The organism is Actinacidiphila sp. bgisy167 (assembly GCF_965342175.1).
Classification (GTDB): domain Bacteria; phylum Actinomycetota; class Actinomycetes; order Streptomycetales; family Streptomycetaceae; genus Actinacidiphila.
Genome location: NZ_CBDRBL010000044.1, coordinates 19,564 through 37,382, shown reverse-complemented (window position 1 = coordinate 37,382; position 17,819 = coordinate 19,564). Strand labels below are relative to the sequence as shown.

The following is a 17,819-nucleotide window of genomic DNA, read 5'->3' as shown; positions in this document are numbered from 1 at the left end:
GGGCACGTTGTCGAAGGGCCCCACTGTTCGCAGTGGGGCCCTTCGACGTTCGTGGTCTCAGTTGACACTCCGGCCTTGGTCTCAGTCTCGGTCTCATTCATTTCCGACATTCAAGACATTTCACCATGCGGCGAGCGCGCCCTCTGCCGATAATCAGCGGTCACGCAACGACGTGCGCCCCGGCCTCGGCCAGAGGGGCCCCGAAGCGGCTCTCTCGTGCCATCAGGCCAGCGGGTAGCCCAGGGCCAGGGCGGCCTTCCGGAACGCCGGCAGACGATCGGGGGAGACCGCAAGGTGGCGCTCGCCGATTCGGGTACACAGCACGCGCAGGCGGCGGTCGCTGATGATGAGGGCTGCCAGTGTCTCGTCCGCGCACTCGATGAGATGGGTCTGTCCTGCATCGCGGAGTCGGCCGGTGCGACGGCCAGTGTCATCGAGCAGGGTGGTGACGGTCTGGGGCACGGGGTGCGAGGCGGCCTGGTCCAGGTAGCCACGGAGCTCGTCGAGGGTGTGCCCGCGGTCGAGGGCGTGCAGAAGAGAAGCGGTGGTGAGCGTCCAGACCCGGTCGGCTTTCCGGTCGGAGAAGGCGTCCAAGAGGAGTGTGTCGGCGGAGGGCAGCCCGTCGAGGGCGACGATGTCGAAGTTCGCCAGGACGGTGACCCTGCCCGTCGGGACGGCCGAGGCGGGGACCTGGGCAGGGGCGTAGTCGCCCGTGAGGCCGACGGCGTGGGCGCCCAGGGGATTGAGGCGGAGTGCGGACAGGCCGTCGTAGCGGCTGAGGTGGTCGAGGTAGTCGCCACCCCAGTTGTCCCGGTAGTCATCGCGGGCGCCCGCCGGGGGGACGTACTCGATGTCGATGAGGCCGAGCGTGGCGGCGTACTCGAAGAGCACTGCCAGGGTGTACCGACCCTGGAGGAGGGACCAGCCGTGGTGGCCGTCGTAGCCGAGGCTGCCGTATTGCGGATCCTCCAGGTACAGCTTCCACAGGGCGCGTTCACTGCGGTGGACGACTGGATCCAGACCGGCCGCGCGCATGTCTGTGAACAGGCCGTCGATGGATATCCACTCGCCCGGGGTGAGGCCGGCCAGTGCTTGGCCGACGAGCTTGCGGCGCGGTTTAACGGCGGTCAGGACGTTCGCCGAGCGCTGGCCCTTGATCTCCTCGACGCGGGAGAACTCGTCCAGGAGGCTGCTGTTCAGCCAGCGTTGCCACAGCTGAGGAAGGGTCAGGTGCGGTGGCCGGGTCAGCGCGGCCCGTCCGCACGTGGTCAGCACGAGCCGACCGCCGGTGAGCTGGGCGAGGCCGCCCGCCTGGAGCAGCATCGGCCAGGCGAAGGCCGCGATGGCCTCGTCCGGATAGAAGTCGCTGCCGTCCAGGACGTCGGCGACCGCCGAGACGGTGGCCGTGCTGGGGCGGCGGGTCTTTTCGCTGCACCGCAGCTTCTGCGTCATACACAGGCGCAGCACCGTCAGCAGGTTGACCTGCGCCTCGTGCTCGGTGCGCCGGACCCGTGGAGCGCCGGTGGGCTCCTGTTGCTGGTCGACCGGTATCACTGCTCGTCTTTCCGCTTCGTACCGCTCGCGTCCCGTTCCTACAGATGAGCAACGTAGTCGTAGTTGCCCGGACCGCAGGTGCGCTCGAGGATCTGGACCACCTTGCGCAGGTTGTCGTAGGGGCCGGAGAAGTAGAGCGGCTTGCCGTCCCTGCCGAAGCCGATGACGGGCCGGTCGCCGGGCGGGACACCCAGGTGCACTGCTGCGTCGGCGAAGCCGCCCGCGGGCTCGAAGCCAAGACCGCGGGCGTAGGCGACCGCATCGTGCACGATCGTCTGCGCCTGCTCTACGCCGATCGGCAGCGGCCGATGATCGAAGGCCGAGTAGTACATCGGTACGTAGGTGGTCAGGGATCCGGACCCCATCACCTCGGGGTCGGTGACGTTCTTGACTCCCAGGCAGTAGACGTCCACCAGGAACCCGGTGACGGTCACCCTGCTGGCACGTTCCTGGCGGGCCAGGAGAATCTGGGCGAAGCCGCCCGTGCCCGGGTCGGGCTCCTGGCCGAGGGGGTCGGCCGCCGCCCAGTCCGGGGCTTTGGCCATGTCCAGTCCCGCGCTCCAGCCCGCGTTGACCCAGCAGCCCACCACCGGCCGCTTATCCGGCGCGATGTTCGCCAGTGCCGCCTCGGCGACCCGTCTGACCAGCGCGGTCGCCTGGGCCGGGCGTAGCCCCAGCGCCTTCGCGATCTGCTTCGGCGCGCTGCCGCGTTCCCTCATCTCCTGGACCCGGGCCAGCAGTTCCTCGTCGCGCGTTGTCACCGTCATAGTCTGCCACTTCCGTGTCGCCCCCATGCGAAGCACAGGGTGCGCCGGCGGTGCTGCCATCCTGGGTTCGGGTGAGTCGGGACACGAACCGGAACGGGCAGGTCAACATGGGTGAGACAGTGGGCGGGACCGTCGAGCAGGTGCGAGCGCTGGTCGGTTGGGTCGGCACGGGCCGCAAGCTGACCCAGACCGGCCGTGTGACGCTTGCCGACGCGCGAGCACTGGTGGAGGTTCTGGACACCGGCGACCGGATGGACCCGGTGATCGGAGACCGTACGTTCAAGACGAAATCCAGCGAGGAGCTGTACCACCTCACACTGCTGGTCGAGTGGGCGAAGGCGGCACGACTGCTGCGGACCGCGGGCGGGCGCCTGCTCTGCCGGTGAAGAAGAACGCCAGGCTGCTGGACCGCCCCGACGAGCTGCGTGGCGCGCTGTTCGCAGCGCTGCCGCACATCGGCCCGGCCGTGACGGTCTCCGGCTGGCTGGAATCCCTGCTCTCGCACGAGTACGACCGGGGTCTGCGGGCGTTGCTGCAGCGGCTGTACGCGACCACCGCCCCGGTGCCACTCAGTGACCTGCACGAGGTGGTGTGGCAGGCGGTCAGCCCGCTGTACGTGCTCGACGACCTGTCTCCCGACCGTCTGGGGCATCTGCGCACCGCCAACGACCACGACATCCAACGGGTCCTGAAGGCCCTGGTCTCCCTGGGCGCTGCCCATCTCAGGCGTCCAGTACGGCCGCCCCGACGGCGAACTCGGATTCCGCGACGAGCGCACCGCCATACTGGCCGCCCTACTCAAACCGGGCGCCCATTTCGTGTACACGTACGACTTCGGGGACTCCTGGGAGCACCTCATCACCGTGGAGCAGGTCCAGACAGCCTCAGCCGGGCTTCACTATCCGTACTGCGTGGACGGTGCCGGGGCGTGCCCGCCCGAGGACTGCGGCGGCGCCCCCGGCTACAGCGATCTCAAAGTGATCCTCGCCGACCCGGCGCATAAGGAACACCACGCCATGCTGGTGTGGCTCGGTCTTCGGTCCGCCACGGAATTCGCCCCGGACCGTTTCGCGCCGGACGAGGCCAACGCGCGGCTGCTGCGCCTCACGGCACCATGAAGGACGAGCCGTCCGGCCACGCCACCGTTCACGGCCCTGGGCCCTACCGACTGGTCCACCGACCCCGCTACGCCGCGCTGAGACAAGACGTACGGGCCGACCTCGCATCCCGACGTTCAGGTCCTGGGCGGGGCGTCGACTACACGGCGACGAGGCGCACTCTGTCACCGCAAAGCTTCGCCATGTCGTCAATGTCCGAGGTGAGCATGGCGACGGGGCGGCGCTGCCGCAGCGCCATCTCGGCCACGGCGGCGTCGATGGCGTATGTGTGACCATGAAGCCCAGCATTGATCAGCATGGCTGAGGCCGCCTTGGCCTCCTCGTCACCGATGTGCACGATCCGCACGCCGGACAGGACCCAGGCTAGCCGCGCCTTGTCGGTCCGGCGATGCACCTCTTCGATGATGGTGAGTGCGCTGACGACCACCTCCATGCCCCGCTTGCGGGCTTCGGCGATGAGGGCGACGACGGGCTCGTGATCACTGACGAACTTCGACAGGCCCTCGCAGTCGACAACGAGGGTGCCTTCGTGGCTCAGCTTGCGGCGGGCCACTGCCCCTCCTCGGCGAACACCTCGTCGAAGACCCGGCGTGCCCGCTCCTGCTCGTGCTCGGAAATCGGCCCCTGACGGCGTTCGTAGTCGGCCAGGTACTCATCCAGGATCTGACCGCGCAGCTCGCGCTCCACCGCTTCGGTGATGAACGCGGAGAACTCACGCTTGCCGACCCGTCGGCGGATCGCCTCCGCCGTCCCCTCGGGGAGGGAGAGGCTGACCCTGGTGGCCGGCCCTTCGCCGACGCTGTAGGGAATCTCGCTCATGGGACCAACATTATCAAACAAGTAGGAATTCGGTCGGGGTGCAGCACCCGTAGAACGACGCGAGCCGCCCACCCGTCACCTCGTGGTCTCGGTTCTGGTCTCATTCACCTACGTTCAGCTGTGTCCGGACGCCGCTGAACAGTCCGCTCCACGGCTGGTCAGGACACCCACGACCACCTCCGAACCCACGGACGACCATTTGGAAAGCGTGTTGGGGGCAACCCCTCACGAGTTCGAATCTCGTATCCTCCGCCAGTGCCTCACCGGGCACGTTGTCGAAGGGCCCCACCGGTCGCGGTGGGGCCCTTCGACGTTCTCCGTCTCAGTTTCCGTCTCAGTTGGTATCCGGTGCGCTCCACAGCGCGTCGCCGACCTGGCGAGCCACGTTCTTCAGCACGGGTCCGGTCACGTGTATGTACCGCGAGCGCATCCGGGCCGAGCCTCCGGCTCCCAGCCCATCATCGCGTCCACGACGACATCGGGAACGCCGAGCAGAAGGAGGACCGTCGCCGCGGTGTGGCGAGCGTCGTGCAGTCGGCCGTCCCGTACTCCCGATGCCCCTCTCCGCCGCAGGTCAGGACGCCCCCGTCCCTCCCCGAACCCCCAGAACAATCGGATGGTCAGGGTGGAGCGTGACGCGGCAGCATGCTCCGCATGACCTTGCCCACCCCCGAGCTGCACACCGCCCGCCTGCGACTGCGGCCGTTCACCGACGCCGACGCGGCGCCGCTCTACATGCTGCACAGCAGCGCCCACGTGCTGCGTTACTGGGACTCCCCGCCGTGGACTGAGCCGGCTCGCGCCCAGCGCTTCATCGCGACCAGCCGGACGATCGAGGAGGAAGGCACAGGAGCGCGGGTGGCCGTCGACCGCGCCTCCGACGGCGCGTTCATCGGCTGGTGCGGCCTGACCAGATGGAACCCGGACTTCCGCAGCGCGTCCCTGGGCTACGTCTTCGACGCCGCCGCGTGGGGCCACGGCTACGCCACGGAGACCGCGCACGCAGTCCTGCGGTGGGCGTTCGACACCCTGGACCTGAACCGCGTCCAGGCCGAGGCCGACACCCGCAACGCGGCTTCCGCCCGGGTCCTGGAGAAGCTCGGTTTCGTCCGCGAAGGCACCCTCCGCGAGGACTGCGTCGTCAACGGCGATGTCTCCGACTCCTGGGTCTTCGGCCTCCTCCGCCGCGAGTGGCAGCCGACGGCCACGCCGACAGCCGGCCGCTAGGACCGAGACCTCGCCCTTCGGTGCGCACCCAACCCGAAGCCGACCATCCGCACCGCCGGAGCATCCAGCAGCTCGTAGGGGCCACTTGGAGCGGCGCCATTCCCATCGACGCGCACCGGCGCTGTCGCTTCTCGTGACCATCGAACACGCCGGGGCCCGGGTGCCTCCCGAAGCACTGCACAACTGCTGTCGAAACCGGTGAACAAAGCCAGCGCGGGACATCGTGGGCTTCGCCTGCCGTTGGACCGACTTCGCCTCGAGCAGTGGACCTGCCTTGCGCCCGCGCGGCTCGGTGCAGCCGTGTCCGCTTCGGCCGCAGACGGCTACTCCTGGACTTCTGGCGCCGAGGGAGGATTTCGATCACCGAGGGAGCCGGGATGCGCAGGCGGCGTATGTTGGACACGGGCTGCCAGTTCCAGTAGTTCGTCGACCGACCACTGGTCGTAGGCGTGCTCGCCGTACTTGCACGCGAGGACCTGGCCGTCGTGCGCGATGAGGAAGTCGGCGGGAAGACCGAGCCGGCCGCCGATCGGGCTGCTGGAGGGCAGGTGCTCCCGCCCGCGGACAACCTTCCACGCGCCGGACACGACCGCCCAGACGATCGCCCCCCAGACTCGCGGGCTCAGCAGCGCGCGGGGCGACCGTTCCACGCCGAACTCGGTGTACAGCCGCTTGGCCGGGTCGGCGACGACCGGGAACGGGAGGTCGGTGGTGTGGCGTAACAGTTCCTCGGCGGGCGAGTGGAAGACCACGACCTCACGTACACCGGCGGCCTCTATCTCCCGGTGTCGCCGTACCACCGACCGCAGATGCAGGTTGCAGACCGGGCATCCGGCGAAGCGCCGAAACTGAAGGTGGATCAGCCGGTCGGGGTCGGGAACGGCGACCTGCTCGCTGCCGGCAACCGCGTTGAGACGGCGTTCCTTCACGAGGGAGCCGGGCTCCATCGGTTTGCGGGAATTGGCCATGGACACTCCCCATAGGCGTATGGTGTACACCTACCAGCGTAGGCGTCTACCGTACGCTGTCAACCGTTATGCCACGCCCACGTTCACTCACCGCGCATCAGCTCGCCTCGGCCGCGCTCACCGTCATCGACCGCGACGGACTCGCCGGGCTGTCGATGCGCGCCGTCGCCCAACAGCTCGGCATGAGCACGATGGGGCTGTACCGATACGTCAGCGATCGCGAGGAACTCGAAAGACTCACCGTCGAACTGGTACTGAGCGCCGTGGACGTCGAGCCGCCGAATCCCGACGCGTCCTGGCGCGAGCGGGTCGAGATCATGGCGCGACGCCTACGAGACGCCGTAGGCGCCCATCCAGCGGTCGTCCCTCTCGCCATCGCCCACCGGCAGCACTCTCTTGGGGTGCTGCGCTGGTCGGAGACCGTGCTGGCAGTCCTCACCGAGGCAGGCATCACGGGTGAACGGCGGGTCGTCGCTCTACGCGGCCTGCTCAGCTACGTCATCGGAGCGATCCAGTTGGAACATCTCGGAGCCCTGTCCGGCCCAGGCACGATCACCATCACCCAGCTGCCGCCCACCGAGTTCCCGCACATGATCGAGACCGCCCGGCACGCCCAGCACGTCAGCGCCGACCATGAATTCCTCGGGGGCCTCGCCCTACTGCTCCGCGGCCTCGAGGCGTCACCGGACACCCCATAACCCCTACGGCCTCATGGAAGAGATCTGCGAGTCGCTGCCCCGCCTCGGCGGCCGCGTCATGCCGAGGCTCGCCGATGCGCAGGCCCTGGGCGTGCGCCGAGAGGGAACGGTCGACACCGCTCTGCGCGAGCCCGGCCTGGCAAGTCCAGGAAGCCTGACCAGACGAGATCGGCACCACAGCGCAGGGGCGGTCGACCCGGTGGTAGCCGCCGCCGAACTCCAGGGCCTCGCGCTCTCGCACCGACCGCGACTTCGAGTGCATCGCCGCCGTCACCGGGCAAGCCCTCCAGTGGTACGGGCCCGACGCCGGCACGTGACCTTCACGGCCTCGGTCCGTGCCACACTCCGGCGCATGAAACTCGATCAGACGCTTGTGGACGCGGCCGTGGAACTCATGGATCGGCGCTGGCCCACCGGCGAACCCGGCGGGGCCGCCGCTGTACGGCTCGCCGACGGCGGCATCCTGACGAGCGTCGGGCTGGACAACATGCACGGTTCCGTTGCGCTCTGCCAGGAGACCGGGGCATTCATCCAGGCCTACACCCAGAACCGGACCGTCACCGCCTCCGTCTGCGTCTGCCGCGATGTGGAACGCGGCAGGATCCTGATCCTGCCTCCCTGCGGCGTCTGCCAGGAACGGCTCGCGCTGTGGGGACCGTCCGTGGAGGTAGCCGTCCCACGGGCTGACGACCCGACCCGGTGGGAGGCGCGCTCCCTCGAGGAAGTGCACCCCTACTACTGGGGGCGGCAGTTCGCCGACGGGCAGTGGCCTTCCCTGGCCCAGCACACCGAGTGATCGCGGCCTGCGGGTCTTCGGCGTCGGCTGCACAGCAACGAGACGCACTGTGTCTCCGCAGAGCTTCGCCATGTCGTCGACGTCCGAGGTGAGCATGACGACCGGGCGGCGCTGCCGCAGCGCCATCTCAGCCACTACGGCCTCAATGGCGTATGTGTGACCGTGAAGCCCGGCATTGATCGGCATGGCTGAGGCGGTCTTGGCCTCGTCGTCGCCGATGTGCACGATCCGCACGCCGGACAGGACCCGGGCGAGCCGCGCCTTGTCGGTCCGACGGTGCACCGCCGAACTTCGACAGGCCCTCGCAGTCGAGAACGAGGGTGCCTTCGTGGCTCAGCTTGCGTCCGGCCACTGCCCCTCCTCGGCGAACACCTCGTCGAAGACTCGGCGTGCCCGCTCCTGCTCCTGCTCGGAGATCGCCCCCTGGCGGCGCTCGTAGTCGGCCAGGTACTCGTCCAGGATCTGACCGCGCAACTCGCGCTCCACCGCTGCGGTGATGAACGCGGAGAACTCACGCTTGCCGACCCGCCGGCCAGCGTCCCGCTCTTGAGCGCCCCTGCCCCTCCCCCGAGCCCCCTCCGCGGCACCGCGAGGCAGCACGGTGGAATCAGGCTTCAACCTCCGGCGCGCGGGGGCGCTCTGAACACGGGTGACGGATGGGCCCGTACGGGCCCCGAGAGGAGACCAGATGCCGGAGAACCGCCGGGGCCCGGGTGCGGTGGGGGGTCCGCGGGCGCCGGAGAGCTTCGAGGACTTCGCCCGGGCGAGTCAGAAGCGGCTGTACCGGACCGCGTACCTGCTGTGCGGGGACGCCGACACGGCCCGGGACCTGACGCAGACCACCTTGGCCAAGCTGTTCCAGCACTGGCGGAGGGCGAGTGCCGCCGACCACATCGACGCGTACGCCAGGACCGTGCTGACCCGCACCTACCTGGCGGAGCGGAAGCGGCGGCTGCGGGATCTGCTGGCCCACTCGCGCCCCGGACCCGGACCCGCGCCGGACCACGCAGACCTGCGGGTGACGCTTCTGTCAGCACTCGCCGGACTGCCGCACAGGGCCCGCGCCATGGTCGTGCTGCGGTACTGGGAGGACCAGAGCGTCGAATCCGTCGCCGCGCTGCTGAAGTGCAGCGAGTCCACCGTCAAGAGCCAGTGCTCACGCTCCCTGGCGAGACTGCGCGCCCAGTTGGGCGAGGCCCACATCTACGCCACGGGAAGCTGAGGAACCAGCGTGGGAGACAACATGCCTGAGGAAGAGCACGGGAGCGCCCTGCTGGTCAGGGACGCCATGGAGCACGCGGTGGCGGACCTTCCGCCGGTGCTCGACCTGGTGCCGGCCGCCGTGGTCCAGGGCCGGCGCCGCGCGGCACGGGCGCGGGTGGCCGTCACCGTCGCGGTCGCCTGCGCGGTCGGGGCCGCGGCGTTCGGCTTTCTTGCGCTGCCGGGCGGAGGCGGCGGAGGCGGGACCGTACTTCCCGCCGCGAGCACCACCCCGGCTCCGCGCGTGTCCGAGGAGCCGGCGCCGTACCGGACGCCGGTCCACCTGGAGCCCAGCAATGACACGGAGGAGTCGATGGCCGACCTCCCGTCGGCCGAGCGGAAGCGGCAGGAGCGGTTCCAGCAGCAGGTGGCCGTTCTCCTGGACGAACTCCTGCCGGACGCGGTCGGCCTGGTGCGCCCTGTCGACTTGAACGTGAGCCGCTACCAGGGCGAGACGAAGGACGGGAGATCGTTCACGATCACTCTGTCCGTACGGCCCTCCGCCGGCGAGGGCTCCGGGCCGACCGGTCCCGGCTCCTCCTGCCCGAAGGCCCCGGGTGCCCTCAAGGGCGGAACCTGCGCGGCGGGCACGCTGCCGGGCGGCATCAAGGCGGTGGCCGTCCGTCTGTTCACCGGAGGGCCGCAGACCACGTACACCCAGGTCCGCTTCGTCCTCGGCCGCAGCGATGTCGCGCTCGCCCTCTACCCGGACGACAAGGCCAAGGTCTCGGCGCCGGTCGACGAGAAGGAGCTGCTCGCGGCGGTCGGTGATCCGCGCTTCCTCGACCTGGTGCGGTACGCGGACGCCTACCCGATGCAGAAGAAGCGGAACACCGTCGCCGGCGGCTGAACGGCGCGGCGTATGGCGCGAGGCCCGACCGGGACGCGGTCGGGCCTTCGTCGTCAACTGACCGGCTGAGCGCCGTGCCCGGGGGGTCAGCGGACGGTGGAGCGGGCAGCCTGCTCGATGATGCGGGTCACCGCATCGGGGCGGGAGACCGAGACGGCGTGGGAGGCCTTGATCTCGACGGTGTGGGCGTGTGCCCGCTCGGCCATGAAGCGCTGCGCGGCCAGGGTGATGTTCTTGTCCTGGGTGGTGACGAGGTCCCAGGAGGGGATGGTGTGCCACGCGGCGTTCACGGCCTTCTCGTCGAAGGCGGAGGCCGCCAGGGGACGCTGGGTGGCGGCCATCTGCTCGGCGACGGTCTTCGGCACGTCGGCCGCGAACTGGGCGCGGAACTTGTCGGCCTTGATGTACAGGTCGGTGCCGGTGCCGCCGCCGGGGAGCGGGAAGGACACGGGGTTGAGGGTCTCGCCCAGGGTGCCGCCGGGGAACTTGTCGGAGAGCTGCCCGAGGCTCTCACCCTTGTCCGGGGCGAAGGCCGCTATGTAGACGAGCGCCTTGACGTTCGGGGAGTCGGCGGCGGCCTCGCTGATCACCGAGCCGCCGTAGGAGTGGCCGACGAGCACGACCGGGCCCTGCACGCTCTCCAGGAAGCTGTGGATGTACGCGGAGTCGCTCGCAAGTCCGCGCAGCGGATTGGCCGGGGCGACGACGGGATAGCCCGCGTGCTTCAGACGGGTCACCACGCCGTTTCCAGCTCGAGGAGTCCGCGAAGGCGCCGTGCACCAGGACGACCGTGGGCTTCTTCTCCTGCGGGCGGTGCGTCGCCTTGGCGGCGCTTGCCGGGGCCGTCGCCGTCAGCGCGAGGGCCACGGCGCCTGCGGCGGCGCCCAGGACGGCGACGTTCTTGCGGGTGGGGCGGAAGACGGTCTTGAGGTTCACGGTGACTCCTTGGCGGACTGCGCCCGGCGGCGTGCCGGACCTGTGGTCGGTCCGGGGCGTCCCGCTCCGGCCGATGACGAAAACCTAGCGTCCATTTAAGTTGTGCACAAGTCAATCGTACACGAGTCCATGGCTCACGCGGTTGGTGGGACAATGGCCACCGGAGACCGACCGACGACCAAGGAAGGGAGAGGATCGTGCACGACGACACCCGCGCACCCGGCGCCGGCGACCAAGCGGAGCCCTCGCCGCTGCTGGACGACCACTTCTGCTTCACGCTGTACGCGGCCTCGCGCGCGGTCACCGGCGTCTACCGGCCCCTGCTGGACGCCGTCGGCCTGACCTACCCCCAGTACCTGGTCATGGTCGTGCTCTGGGAGCACCGCACCGTGACCGTCAAGGACCTGGTGGCCGCGCTGCACCTGGACTACGGGACGCTCACTCCGCTGATCAAGCGCCTTGAGGGGCGCGGCCTGCTCGAACGACGGCGCCGGGTGGACGACGAGCGCGTCGTCGAGGTGGCGCTGACACCGGAGGGGACCGCGCTGCGGGAGCAGATCCGCACGGTGCCCCTCGCGATCTGGGACGCCATGGGGCTGACCCAGGAAGAGGTCGCCACCGCCCAGGACCTGCTGCGCCGGCTGACGGCCAACGTGGACCGCCACACCGCGGGCGCCGAGCCCGCCGCGAGGGCGTAGCCCGGCCCGAGGGAACCGGGCCCGCCGCGACGCCGTGGGGCCACCGCTTGAGCATGGTCGCCTCAGGCAACACAATGGACCCGCGGCATCGACCATGTGTGCGCCGGGGCACACAGGCGTCCGGCGGGGGATGAGGAATGCGGCTGCCCGAGGAGCCTTCTGGGCGCGCGACGGGGGAGCGTGAGTTCGACGCGTTCTACAGTGCGAGCGTCGGCCGCCTCGTCGGACAGCTGTACGCGATGACGGGCGACCTCGCGGAGTCTCAGGACGTGGTGCAGGAGGCCTTCGCCCGGGCCTGGGAGCACCGTGCCGACATCGATCTGGACGGCGCGCCCGAGGCCTGGGTGCGCACCGTGGCGTGGCGTCTGGCCGTCAGCCGGTGGCGACGCGTGCGCACCGCCCTCGCACTGGCCCGCCGGGAGGGACCGCCCCCGGTCGTCCCACCGCCGGAGCCGCACCACGTGGTGCTGGTCGAGGCGCTGCGGCGTCTCCCGGAGGCCCAGCGGCGCGCCGTGGTCCTGCACCATCTGTGCGATCTGCCGGTGGACCAGGTCGCGGCCGAGACCGGCACGCCGGTCGGCACCGTCAAGGTGCACCTCAGCCGTGGGCGGGCGACGCTCGCACGGCTGCTGGCGCACACGGAACCGGAGCCCGGAGCGGGCCGACTTCCGGAGGGCAGACATGGCTGACGGGACCGAGCTGGGCAGGCTCCTCACCGAACTCGCCGAGTCAGGCCGAAGCAGGGCCGTGCCGGTGGCCGCGCACCGGGTGCGGGCCCGCGGCGACCAGCGCCGCCGCCGCGCCCGCACGGTACGGGTGTGCGCCGTGGCGGTGCTCGGCTGCGCGCTGCTGGGAGGCGGGATCGCCCTGGCCAGGACCACCACCCGGGTGCCGGAGCCGGCGGCGGTCACCTCGCCGCCCGCCGCGTTCGTCCCCCCGGCTCCCGCGCCGGGCGAGGAGTACGCCGGCGAACTGGGCTACGTCCACGACGCGGTGGTCCAGGGCGACATGGTGCGCGTCACCGTGCTGCAGCTCCGGGCGGTCGCCGGCGGAGCGCCGCAGCCCACCGGCGTGGTGCACACGCTGACCTTGCCGCGCACCACGCTGGTCGAGACCCGCCGCCTCTCCGGCGGGCGCCCCGCGGACCGGGAACTCGGCCAGCTGGTCGGCCGACTGGCCGGCGGGCCGCGGTGGACCTTCCAGATCGACTACGACGATGACGGGCGGGTGGCGTCCCTGCGGGAGGCCGGGTCGCGGCGGGAGGCTGTTACCTGACCATGACATCTTCGGTGTAACCCGCTTGTGGTCGTGGGGCGTAGAGCCTGTGCACCTCCTACCCGACCGACCCGATGGGACCCACCGTGCTCGTCTCGCCTTCCCCGCGCCGCCGCGCCGCCGCCCGGCTCACCGCCCTCGCCCTCACCGCCCTCGTCCTCGGCGCCTGTTCCGGCGCGGGGGTGGACGACGGGGACACCGGCCGTGCCGGCGCGGCCGCCCCGGCCTCCTCCCCCGCCACGTCGCCGGCCTCCACCCCGCCCTCAAGCGCCCCCTCGGCGTCCCCCTCGGCGAGCCGCTCCGGCGCGTCCTCCCCCTCGCACCCCGCCGGAATCCCGGCACCGGACGGCCCGTCGGCCGTCCCGTCGGCCCCGCCGTCGCCGCGGACCCCCACCCACTGGGCCGGCAGCAAGCAGTTCGTACTGCTCGAGAACGTCTGGGGCAAGGACGGACGCACCTACCTCTCGGCGCGCTCCGCCCGCAAGGAACCCCTCACGGGACCCTACGAGGGGTGGGACATCATCCCTGGCAAGGGCCCCTACACGACGGTCCGCCTGGCACCGGACTGCCGCATCCTGCTCTCGGTCCCGCTGGGCGACGATTCCATTCCCCACACCTACTCCCAGTCGCAGTTCATCAGCCGGTGGTGGGCCCAATCCGCCTCGGTCCGGACCTGGGTGGGCTTCGACCTCAGCTTCGACGCCGACGGCGAGGTGGTCAGGATCCAGTCGCTCTACCGATCCTGATCCCGCGCCGCGCGACCGCCCGCGGCTCCCGTCCGGTGAGGACGGGAGCCGCGGGCGCGATGCGGTCGGACAGGTGGGGAGGTCAGGAGGTCAGCGCCGCCTGGCCGCGGTCCGCCCGCGTCGGTCCGGAGGCCGACGGCCGCACGTCGAAGTCGAACATGGCGGTCGGCAGGTACAGGGAGCAGCACGCGTTCGGGATGTCGACGATGCCGCTGATGCGTCCCTCGATGGGGGCCGAGCCGAGCAGCAGGTAGGCCTGCTCGCCGCTGTAGCCGAACCTCTTGAGGTACTCGACGGCGTTGAGGCACGCGCGGCGGTAGGCGAGCGTCGCGTCGAGGTAGTAGTTGGTGTCGGTGTCGTGGTCCACGGAGATCCCGATGAAGGTGAGGAAGTCCGAGTAGCGCGGTTCGACGTTGCCGGGCATGAACACCGGGTTGGTGGAGATGCCGTACGTCTCCATGCCGCCCTTGATCAGGTCGACGTGGAAGTCGATGAACCCGCCCATCTCGATGGCGCCGCAGAACGTGATCTCCCCGTCGCCCTGGCTGAAGTGCAGGTCGCCGCCGGAGAGCTTGGCGTCCTTCACGTGGACCGGGAAGAAGACCCGGGAACCGCGCGTGAAGTTCTTGATGTCGTGGTTGCCCCCGTTCTCACGGGCCGGCACCGTGCGCGCGCCCTCCGCGGCGATGCGCGAGGCGAGGTCCCCGGTGGCCGTGCCGGCGAGCGCGTTGGCAGAGTCCGGGGGTGTGGCCAGCGGCGGGACGCGACCGGGGTCCGTGTCGATGAGCGCCTTCTCGCGGGCGTTCCACCGGGCCAGCAGTTCGGCGGAGGGCGCTGTCCCGAACAGTCCCGGGTGGGTGATGCCGGTGAAGCGGATCCCGGGCAGGTGCCGGGAGACCGCCTGCTGGCCGTGGAAGTCCCACACCGCCTTGTAGGCGTCGGGGAAGTAGTCGGTGAGGAAGCCACCGCCGTTGGCCTTGGCGAAGATGCCCGTGTAGCCCCATCCCTGGCCGGGGGCGTCCCCGACCTGCTGGGGCACCGGGCCGAGGTCGAGGATGTCGACGACGAGCAGGTCGCCGGGCTCGGCCCCCTCCACACCGATCGGCCCGCTGAGCATGTGGGGGACGGTGAGGTCGATGTCGCGGACGTCGTTGGCGGAGTCGTTGTTGCCGATCTGGCAGTCGGTCCAGTCCCGGCACTCCACGCGGAACTCGGCTCCCGGCTTCACCATGGCGACGACGGGTATGTCAGGGTGCCACCGGTTGTGACCTGGGGTGTCCTGATCGCGCATCGACTTGGTCTGGTCCACGCTGAAAACTACGTCGGGCATGACAGCCTCTCTTTTCTGATCCGGTCAGGACGGTGGTCCCGCACCTCGGGCACTTCCGGGCAGCCGGCACGTCCGGCGCCTAACGCGGCGAGCCGGACGCCGCGGCGGCCACCGCTTCGGCCCGGGCCCGTTCCCGCGCCCCCCTCGTCAGCGGCCACAACGCCGCGAACACGACCACGCCGAAGACGCCCAGGGCTATGGCGATCTCCGTGTCGTGCTTCCAGTAGCCGGACAGCAGCAGCGCCGCGGGGATCACACCCGTGACCCAGCCCTCGATCGCCGTCACCCAGCCCGTATAGATGGTGTGCTCCGCTTTCTTGAGACCGAGCACCACGAAGAACAAAGCCCAGAGGAACGCCCAGTACAGCCAGATGACACCGAACGCGTTGTCCTTGAAGAGATGGAAATTGACGAACGAGTAGCCGAGGGCGGCAATCGCCACGAACAGCGAGTACCAACCGACGCCGACGTTGTCGATGCCCGCGAGGAGGACGATCCCCACATAGAGGTAGGTGAATCCGAAGAGGTAAAGCCCGGATGCCGCCAGGATCTTGTCCTGATCCCCGCCGGCCGTGAAGATGAGGTACGTCGGGGTCAGCACCTGGAGCGCACCCACGAAGAGGTTGAACACCGCCGCCGACTTGGGATCGACCTTCCCCAGCAGCAGCAGGCCGTTCATGAACAGCACAGCACCGACGAAGAGCAGTCCCACGTTCGCCACGGGGACGCACCTCCTAAGTCCGCAAGGGGACCGGCCGCACCGGACGCCCGGTTCCCGCGGCGGCGGGAACGGCGTCCGCGCTCCGGCGCAGACCCCCTGAACAGCTATGACTCCCCGATCGCCACCCTCGGTTCAGGGCTTGGGCAGCCGAGACAGCGCCGGATGCGGCCGCGGCGCCGGGCTCTCGCGCGGCGGCAGGGCAGACACGACGTCCGGCATCTCACGGGACTTCTCCTCCCGTTCACGGGAGACGGCGAGCGCGTGCGGGGTGACGGCGAAGGAAGGCGAGGAGAACACCCGCCGGGACTCGCCCGCACACAGGGGGCAGTCGTGGGTGGCGGGCGCCGAGCCTATCGCCAGCCTGACGTCGAAAGGCCCGCAGTCGCTGCAAAGGTATTCGTAGGTCGCCATGAAGTTGCCTCCGGTCATCGGCGCACCCAGGTCAACCTCGACGTCTGCACACACCCCGTTGAGCGCACGCCGGGGGACAAATCCCTATTTCAAGGAGACGCCACCGCAAGACAGTTGTCAAGGTCGGCAGAAGGCGCCCCGGGTGTTTCGGAAGGGAGTTGCCGAGTTCCCTTTCCGGCACTCCGGGAAACACCGGATCACATGAAAAGGTCGCGCGGATAGGCGGGCCGGCGTCGCGGGTCGACGGCTCTCGCCCGGCGGCGTTGTCGTCGGTCGCCGCAGCTCCGCTGCGTCTCCCTTCTCCGCCTTGCCGGACTCGGCCCTCGACCCGCTCCTTGCTCCACCCCGCCTATCCGTGCGACCTCTCAGCCAGCTCTCTCCCTCGCGCCGTCGCCGCTTGTACCCCGCACCGGCCGCGAACGCATGTCGGGGCGCCCGGGACGCGCCGCGGGCAGGCCGCGCAGGGAATCCGCCTCGTGACCGGCGTGCGCCAGACCCACGGACCGCGTCACGGGTGAGCACCATGGGGTGCATGTTGCGGATGATATGACCGCTGTGAGGGGGTTCACTGCAGTTTTCCTGGACGGATACCACTCGCGGCTTTAGCGTTCATGTGCATCGGCCTTTCCGTGAATGCAGTGGCGACGGCGCCGCGCTCCATCGGACGGCACACAACGTTTCGCCGGGACGAGGCGAACACCGGAGAGGTGAAGAAGTGAGCATGGACGCCGTGTGGGTCCGTGGCGTGAACGGCCTTCAGATGCACCACGTCACCGACCTCCAGGACGCAGTCAGGTTCCTGGGCAACGCAGCCATGGCCCTGCGGGCCGCCCACGTGCGGACCGGTGCCGAGCGGTACGAGGGCCTCGCCGCCGAGCTCAAGTCCCTGGTGACCCGGGTACGGGAGCTGGAGGACGAGGCGCGGTCCGCGATGCGCGAGCTGCACGCGACCGACCCGGAGCGGTTCGTCCGCTGTCGCGAGGGCCACGAGCCCTGGCCCGGGGAGATCGAAGCCGGCTTCATCCCCCGCCACACGTGCCGCGACGAGTGCCTCTACCACGACCGCGGGGTGCTCGAAGCGATCACCCAGTGCACCTGCGGCCAACCGCCCTGCCAGGCCTGCCAGATCGGCGGCGAGCCCGTCCTGGCCTGATCCGCCGCGCTTCGCGACCGCCTTCCGGGCGGCCAGCTGGGCCCCGGCCTCCGACGAGGCCGGGGCCCCGGTCGTGCGGGAAGGTGGTCCGCGCACTGCCGGCGCCGGCCAGAAAACCGGTGGGCCGGGACAGCGACGGCCCGTACGGTGAGCGGCCGGGCGGCCGCGGAACGACGGACGTACGGGGGGAAGGCCGCGGGAACGCCGAGCACGAGGAAAGGGAGGACGGGCGGATGCCAACGGAGACGACGACGCTCTGGCGCCCCACCGGGCCGGAGGAACTGGCCCTGGTCGAGGCGGCGGACTGGCGGGAGTGGCCGCCGCGCCTGCCCGAACAGCCGATCTTCTACCCGGTGCTCGACGAGGACTACGCCATCCGCATCGCCCGTGACTGGAACGTCCCCGCCTCCGGCGTCGGATATGTGACCCGCTTCCAGGTAAGAGGTCGCGCGGATAGGCGGGGTGGAGAAAGGATCGAGTCGAGGGCCGAGT

Annotated in this window: 21 protein-coding genes and 5 pseudogenes; 14 read left to right on the top strand and 12 right to left on the bottom strand. The window is 70.2% G+C overall.

What is annotated here, in order from left to right:
- Positions 1-222 precede the first annotated feature (222 nt).
- Both ACRWND_RS18135 and ACRWND_RS18130 read right to left on the bottom strand, forming a co-directional pair.
- Positions 223-1,554, bottom strand: coding sequence for a helicase-associated domain-containing protein (locus ACRWND_RS18135; RefSeq protein ID WP_431950541.1), 1,332 nt, complete (start codon positions 1,552-1,554; stop codon positions 223-225).
- Positions 1,555-1,592: 38 nt separating this feature from the next.
- On the bottom strand, positions 1,593-2,315 hold the full coding sequence (locus ACRWND_RS18130; RefSeq protein ID WP_431950539.1) for a hypothetical protein: 723 nt from the start codon (positions 2,313-2,315) through the stop codon (positions 1,593-1,595).
- A 113-nt stretch (positions 2,316-2,428) separates the two neighbouring features.
- Between ACRWND_RS18130 and ACRWND_RS18125 the strand changes: the two genes are divergently transcribed.
- Together ACRWND_RS18125 and ACRWND_RS18120 are read left to right on the top strand one after the other, a co-directional pair.
- Positions 2,429-2,707: a hypothetical protein gene (locus tag ACRWND_RS18125; protein ID WP_431950537.1), complete on the top strand. Its 279-nt coding sequence runs from the start codon at positions 2,429-2,431 to the stop codon at positions 2,705-2,707.
- Between the two features lie 327 nt (positions 2,708-3,034).
- Complete coding sequence (locus tag ACRWND_RS18120) at positions 3,035-3,439, top strand: plasmid pRiA4b ORF-3 family protein (protein ID WP_431950567.1); 405 nt, start codon at positions 3,035-3,037, stop codon at positions 3,437-3,439.
- A 139-nt stretch (positions 3,440-3,578) separates the two neighbouring features.
- On the opposite strand, the gene ACRWND_RS18115 is transcribed toward ACRWND_RS18120, so the two are convergent.
- The 3 genes and pseudogenes from ACRWND_RS18115 to ACRWND_RS18105 form a co-directional block, all read right to left on the bottom strand.
- The gene (locus tag ACRWND_RS18115; RefSeq protein WP_431950535.1) at positions 3,579-3,992 is read right to left on the bottom strand and encodes a DNA-binding protein; all 414 of its coding nucleotides are present in this window, start codon (positions 3,990-3,992) and stop codon (positions 3,579-3,581) included.
- A complete protein-coding gene (locus ACRWND_RS18110; protein ID WP_030973973.1) occupies positions 3,974-4,258 on the bottom strand; it encodes a hypothetical protein in 285 nt (94 codons plus the stop codon). Before ACRWND_RS18110 ends, ACRWND_RS18115 begins: the two co-directional genes overlap by 19 nt.
- 334 nt (positions 4,259-4,592) lie before the next feature.
- Positions 4,593-4,816: pseudogene (locus ACRWND_RS18105) on the bottom strand (site-specific integrase); the annotation flags it as partial.
- Positions 4,817-4,912: 96 nt separating this feature from the next.
- Between ACRWND_RS18105 and ACRWND_RS18100 the strand changes: the two are divergent.
- A complete protein-coding gene (locus tag ACRWND_RS18100; protein WP_431950532.1) occupies positions 4,913-5,485 on the top strand; it encodes a GNAT family N-acetyltransferase in 573 nt (190 codons plus the stop codon).
- 323 nt (positions 5,486-5,808) lie between these two features.
- On the opposite strand, the gene ACRWND_RS18095 is transcribed toward ACRWND_RS18100, so the two are convergent.
- Complete coding sequence (locus ACRWND_RS18095) at positions 5,809-6,453, bottom strand: peroxiredoxin-like family protein (RefSeq protein ID WP_431950530.1); 645 nt, start codon at positions 6,451-6,453, stop codon at positions 5,809-5,811.
- 68 nt (positions 6,454-6,521) lie between these two features.
- Here ACRWND_RS18095 and ACRWND_RS18090 point away from each other — a divergent pair, with 68 nt between their 5' ends.
- The 3 genes and pseudogenes from ACRWND_RS18090 to ACRWND_RS18080 all read left to right on the top strand — a co-directional run bounded on the left by ACRWND_RS18090 (position 6,522) and on the right by ACRWND_RS18080 (position 7,947).
- Positions 6,522-7,151, top strand: coding sequence for a TetR/AcrR family transcriptional regulator (locus ACRWND_RS18090; protein WP_431950528.1), 630 nt, complete (start codon positions 6,522-6,524; stop codon positions 7,149-7,151).
- Positions 7,152-7,285: 134 nt separating this feature from the next.
- Positions 7,286-7,468 (top strand): annotated as a pseudogene (locus tag ACRWND_RS18085) (PIN domain nuclease); the annotation flags it as partial.
- Between the two features lie 35 nt (positions 7,469-7,503).
- Positions 7,504-7,947, top strand: coding sequence for a cytidine deaminase (locus tag ACRWND_RS18080; protein WP_431950526.1), 444 nt, complete (start codon positions 7,504-7,506; stop codon positions 7,945-7,947).
- A 30-nt stretch (positions 7,948-7,977) separates the two neighbouring features.
- On the opposite strand, the pseudogene ACRWND_RS18075 reads toward ACRWND_RS18080, so the two are convergent.
- Positions 7,978-8,299: pseudogene (locus ACRWND_RS18075) on the bottom strand (DNA-binding protein); the annotation flags it as partial.
- Positions 8,281-8,565: a hypothetical protein gene (locus ACRWND_RS18070; protein ID WP_431950524.1), complete on the bottom strand. Its 285-nt coding sequence runs from the start codon at positions 8,563-8,565 to the stop codon at positions 8,281-8,283. The gene ACRWND_RS18070 and the pseudogene ACRWND_RS18075, both read right to left, overlap by 19 nt.
- Positions 8,566-8,635: 70 nt before the next feature.
- On the opposite strand from ACRWND_RS18070, the gene ACRWND_RS18065 reads away from it, so the two are divergent.
- Both ACRWND_RS18065 and ACRWND_RS18060 read left to right on the top strand, forming a co-directional pair.
- Positions 8,636-9,169, top strand: a complete 534-nt coding sequence (locus ACRWND_RS18065) for a SigE family RNA polymerase sigma factor (RefSeq protein ID WP_431950523.1) — start codon at positions 8,636-8,638, stop codon at positions 9,167-9,169.
- A gap of 21 nt (positions 9,170-9,190) precedes the next feature.
- A complete protein-coding gene (locus ACRWND_RS18060; RefSeq protein WP_431950521.1) occupies positions 9,191-10,057 on the top strand; it encodes a hypothetical protein in 867 nt (288 codons plus the stop codon).
- A gap of 86 nt (positions 10,058-10,143) precedes the next feature.
- On the opposite strand, the pseudogene ACRWND_RS18055 reads toward ACRWND_RS18060, so the two are convergent.
- A pseudogene (locus ACRWND_RS18055) lies at positions 10,144-10,993 on the bottom strand (alpha/beta fold hydrolase).
- Positions 10,994-11,190: 197 nt separating this feature from the next.
- On the opposite strand from ACRWND_RS18055, the gene ACRWND_RS18050 reads away from it, so the two are divergent.
- From ACRWND_RS18050 to ACRWND_RS18035, 4 genes are all read left to right on the top strand, one after another.
- Positions 11,191-11,691 (top strand): MarR family winged helix-turn-helix transcriptional regulator, encoded by a 501-nt coding sequence (locus ACRWND_RS18050; RefSeq protein WP_431950519.1) that lies wholly within the window; start codon positions 11,191-11,193, stop codon positions 11,689-11,691.
- Positions 11,692-11,828: 137 nt separating this feature from the next.
- Positions 11,829-12,380, top strand: a complete 552-nt coding sequence (locus ACRWND_RS18045) for a SigE family RNA polymerase sigma factor (RefSeq protein ID WP_431950517.1) — start codon at positions 11,829-11,831, stop codon at positions 12,378-12,380.
- Positions 12,373-12,966, top strand: a complete 594-nt coding sequence (locus ACRWND_RS18040) for a hypothetical protein (protein ID WP_431950515.1) — start codon at positions 12,373-12,375, stop codon at positions 12,964-12,966. Before ACRWND_RS18045 ends, ACRWND_RS18040 begins: the two co-directional genes overlap by 8 nt.
- Positions 12,967-13,040: 74 nt before the next feature.
- Positions 13,041-13,712: a hypothetical protein gene (locus ACRWND_RS18035; protein ID WP_431950513.1), complete on the top strand. Its 672-nt coding sequence runs from the start codon at positions 13,041-13,043 to the stop codon at positions 13,710-13,712.
- Between the two features lie 82 nt (positions 13,713-13,794).
- On the opposite strand, the gene fmdA is transcribed toward ACRWND_RS18035, so the two are convergent.
- From fmdA to ACRWND_RS18020, 3 genes are all read right to left on the bottom strand, one after another.
- Entirely contained in the window at positions 13,795-15,042 is a 1,248-nt protein-coding gene (fmdA, locus tag ACRWND_RS18030) for a formamidase (protein WP_431950511.1), read from the bottom strand.
- Between the two features lie 79 nt (positions 15,043-15,121).
- A complete protein-coding gene (locus ACRWND_RS18025) occupies positions 15,122-15,763 on the bottom strand; it encodes an AmiS/UreI family transporter (RefSeq protein WP_431950509.1) in 642 nt (213 codons plus the stop codon).
- Positions 15,764-15,895: 132 nt separating this feature from the next.
- The gene (locus ACRWND_RS18020; RefSeq protein ID WP_431950507.1) at positions 15,896-16,192 is read right to left on the bottom strand and encodes an FmdB family zinc ribbon protein; all 297 of its coding nucleotides are present in this window, start codon (positions 16,190-16,192) and stop codon (positions 15,896-15,898) included.
- Positions 16,193-16,895: 703 nt separating this feature from the next.
- Between ACRWND_RS18020 and ACRWND_RS18015 the strand changes: the two genes are divergently transcribed.
- Both ACRWND_RS18015 and ACRWND_RS18010 read left to right on the top strand, forming a co-directional pair.
- Complete coding sequence (locus ACRWND_RS18015; RefSeq protein WP_431950505.1) at positions 16,896-17,327, top strand: hypothetical protein; 432 nt, start codon at positions 16,896-16,898, stop codon at positions 17,325-17,327.
- A gap of 233 nt (positions 17,328-17,560) precedes the next feature.
- Positions 17,561-17,767: pseudogene (locus ACRWND_RS18010) on the top strand (hypothetical protein); the annotation flags it as partial.
- Positions 17,768-17,819: the final 52 nt, after the last annotated feature.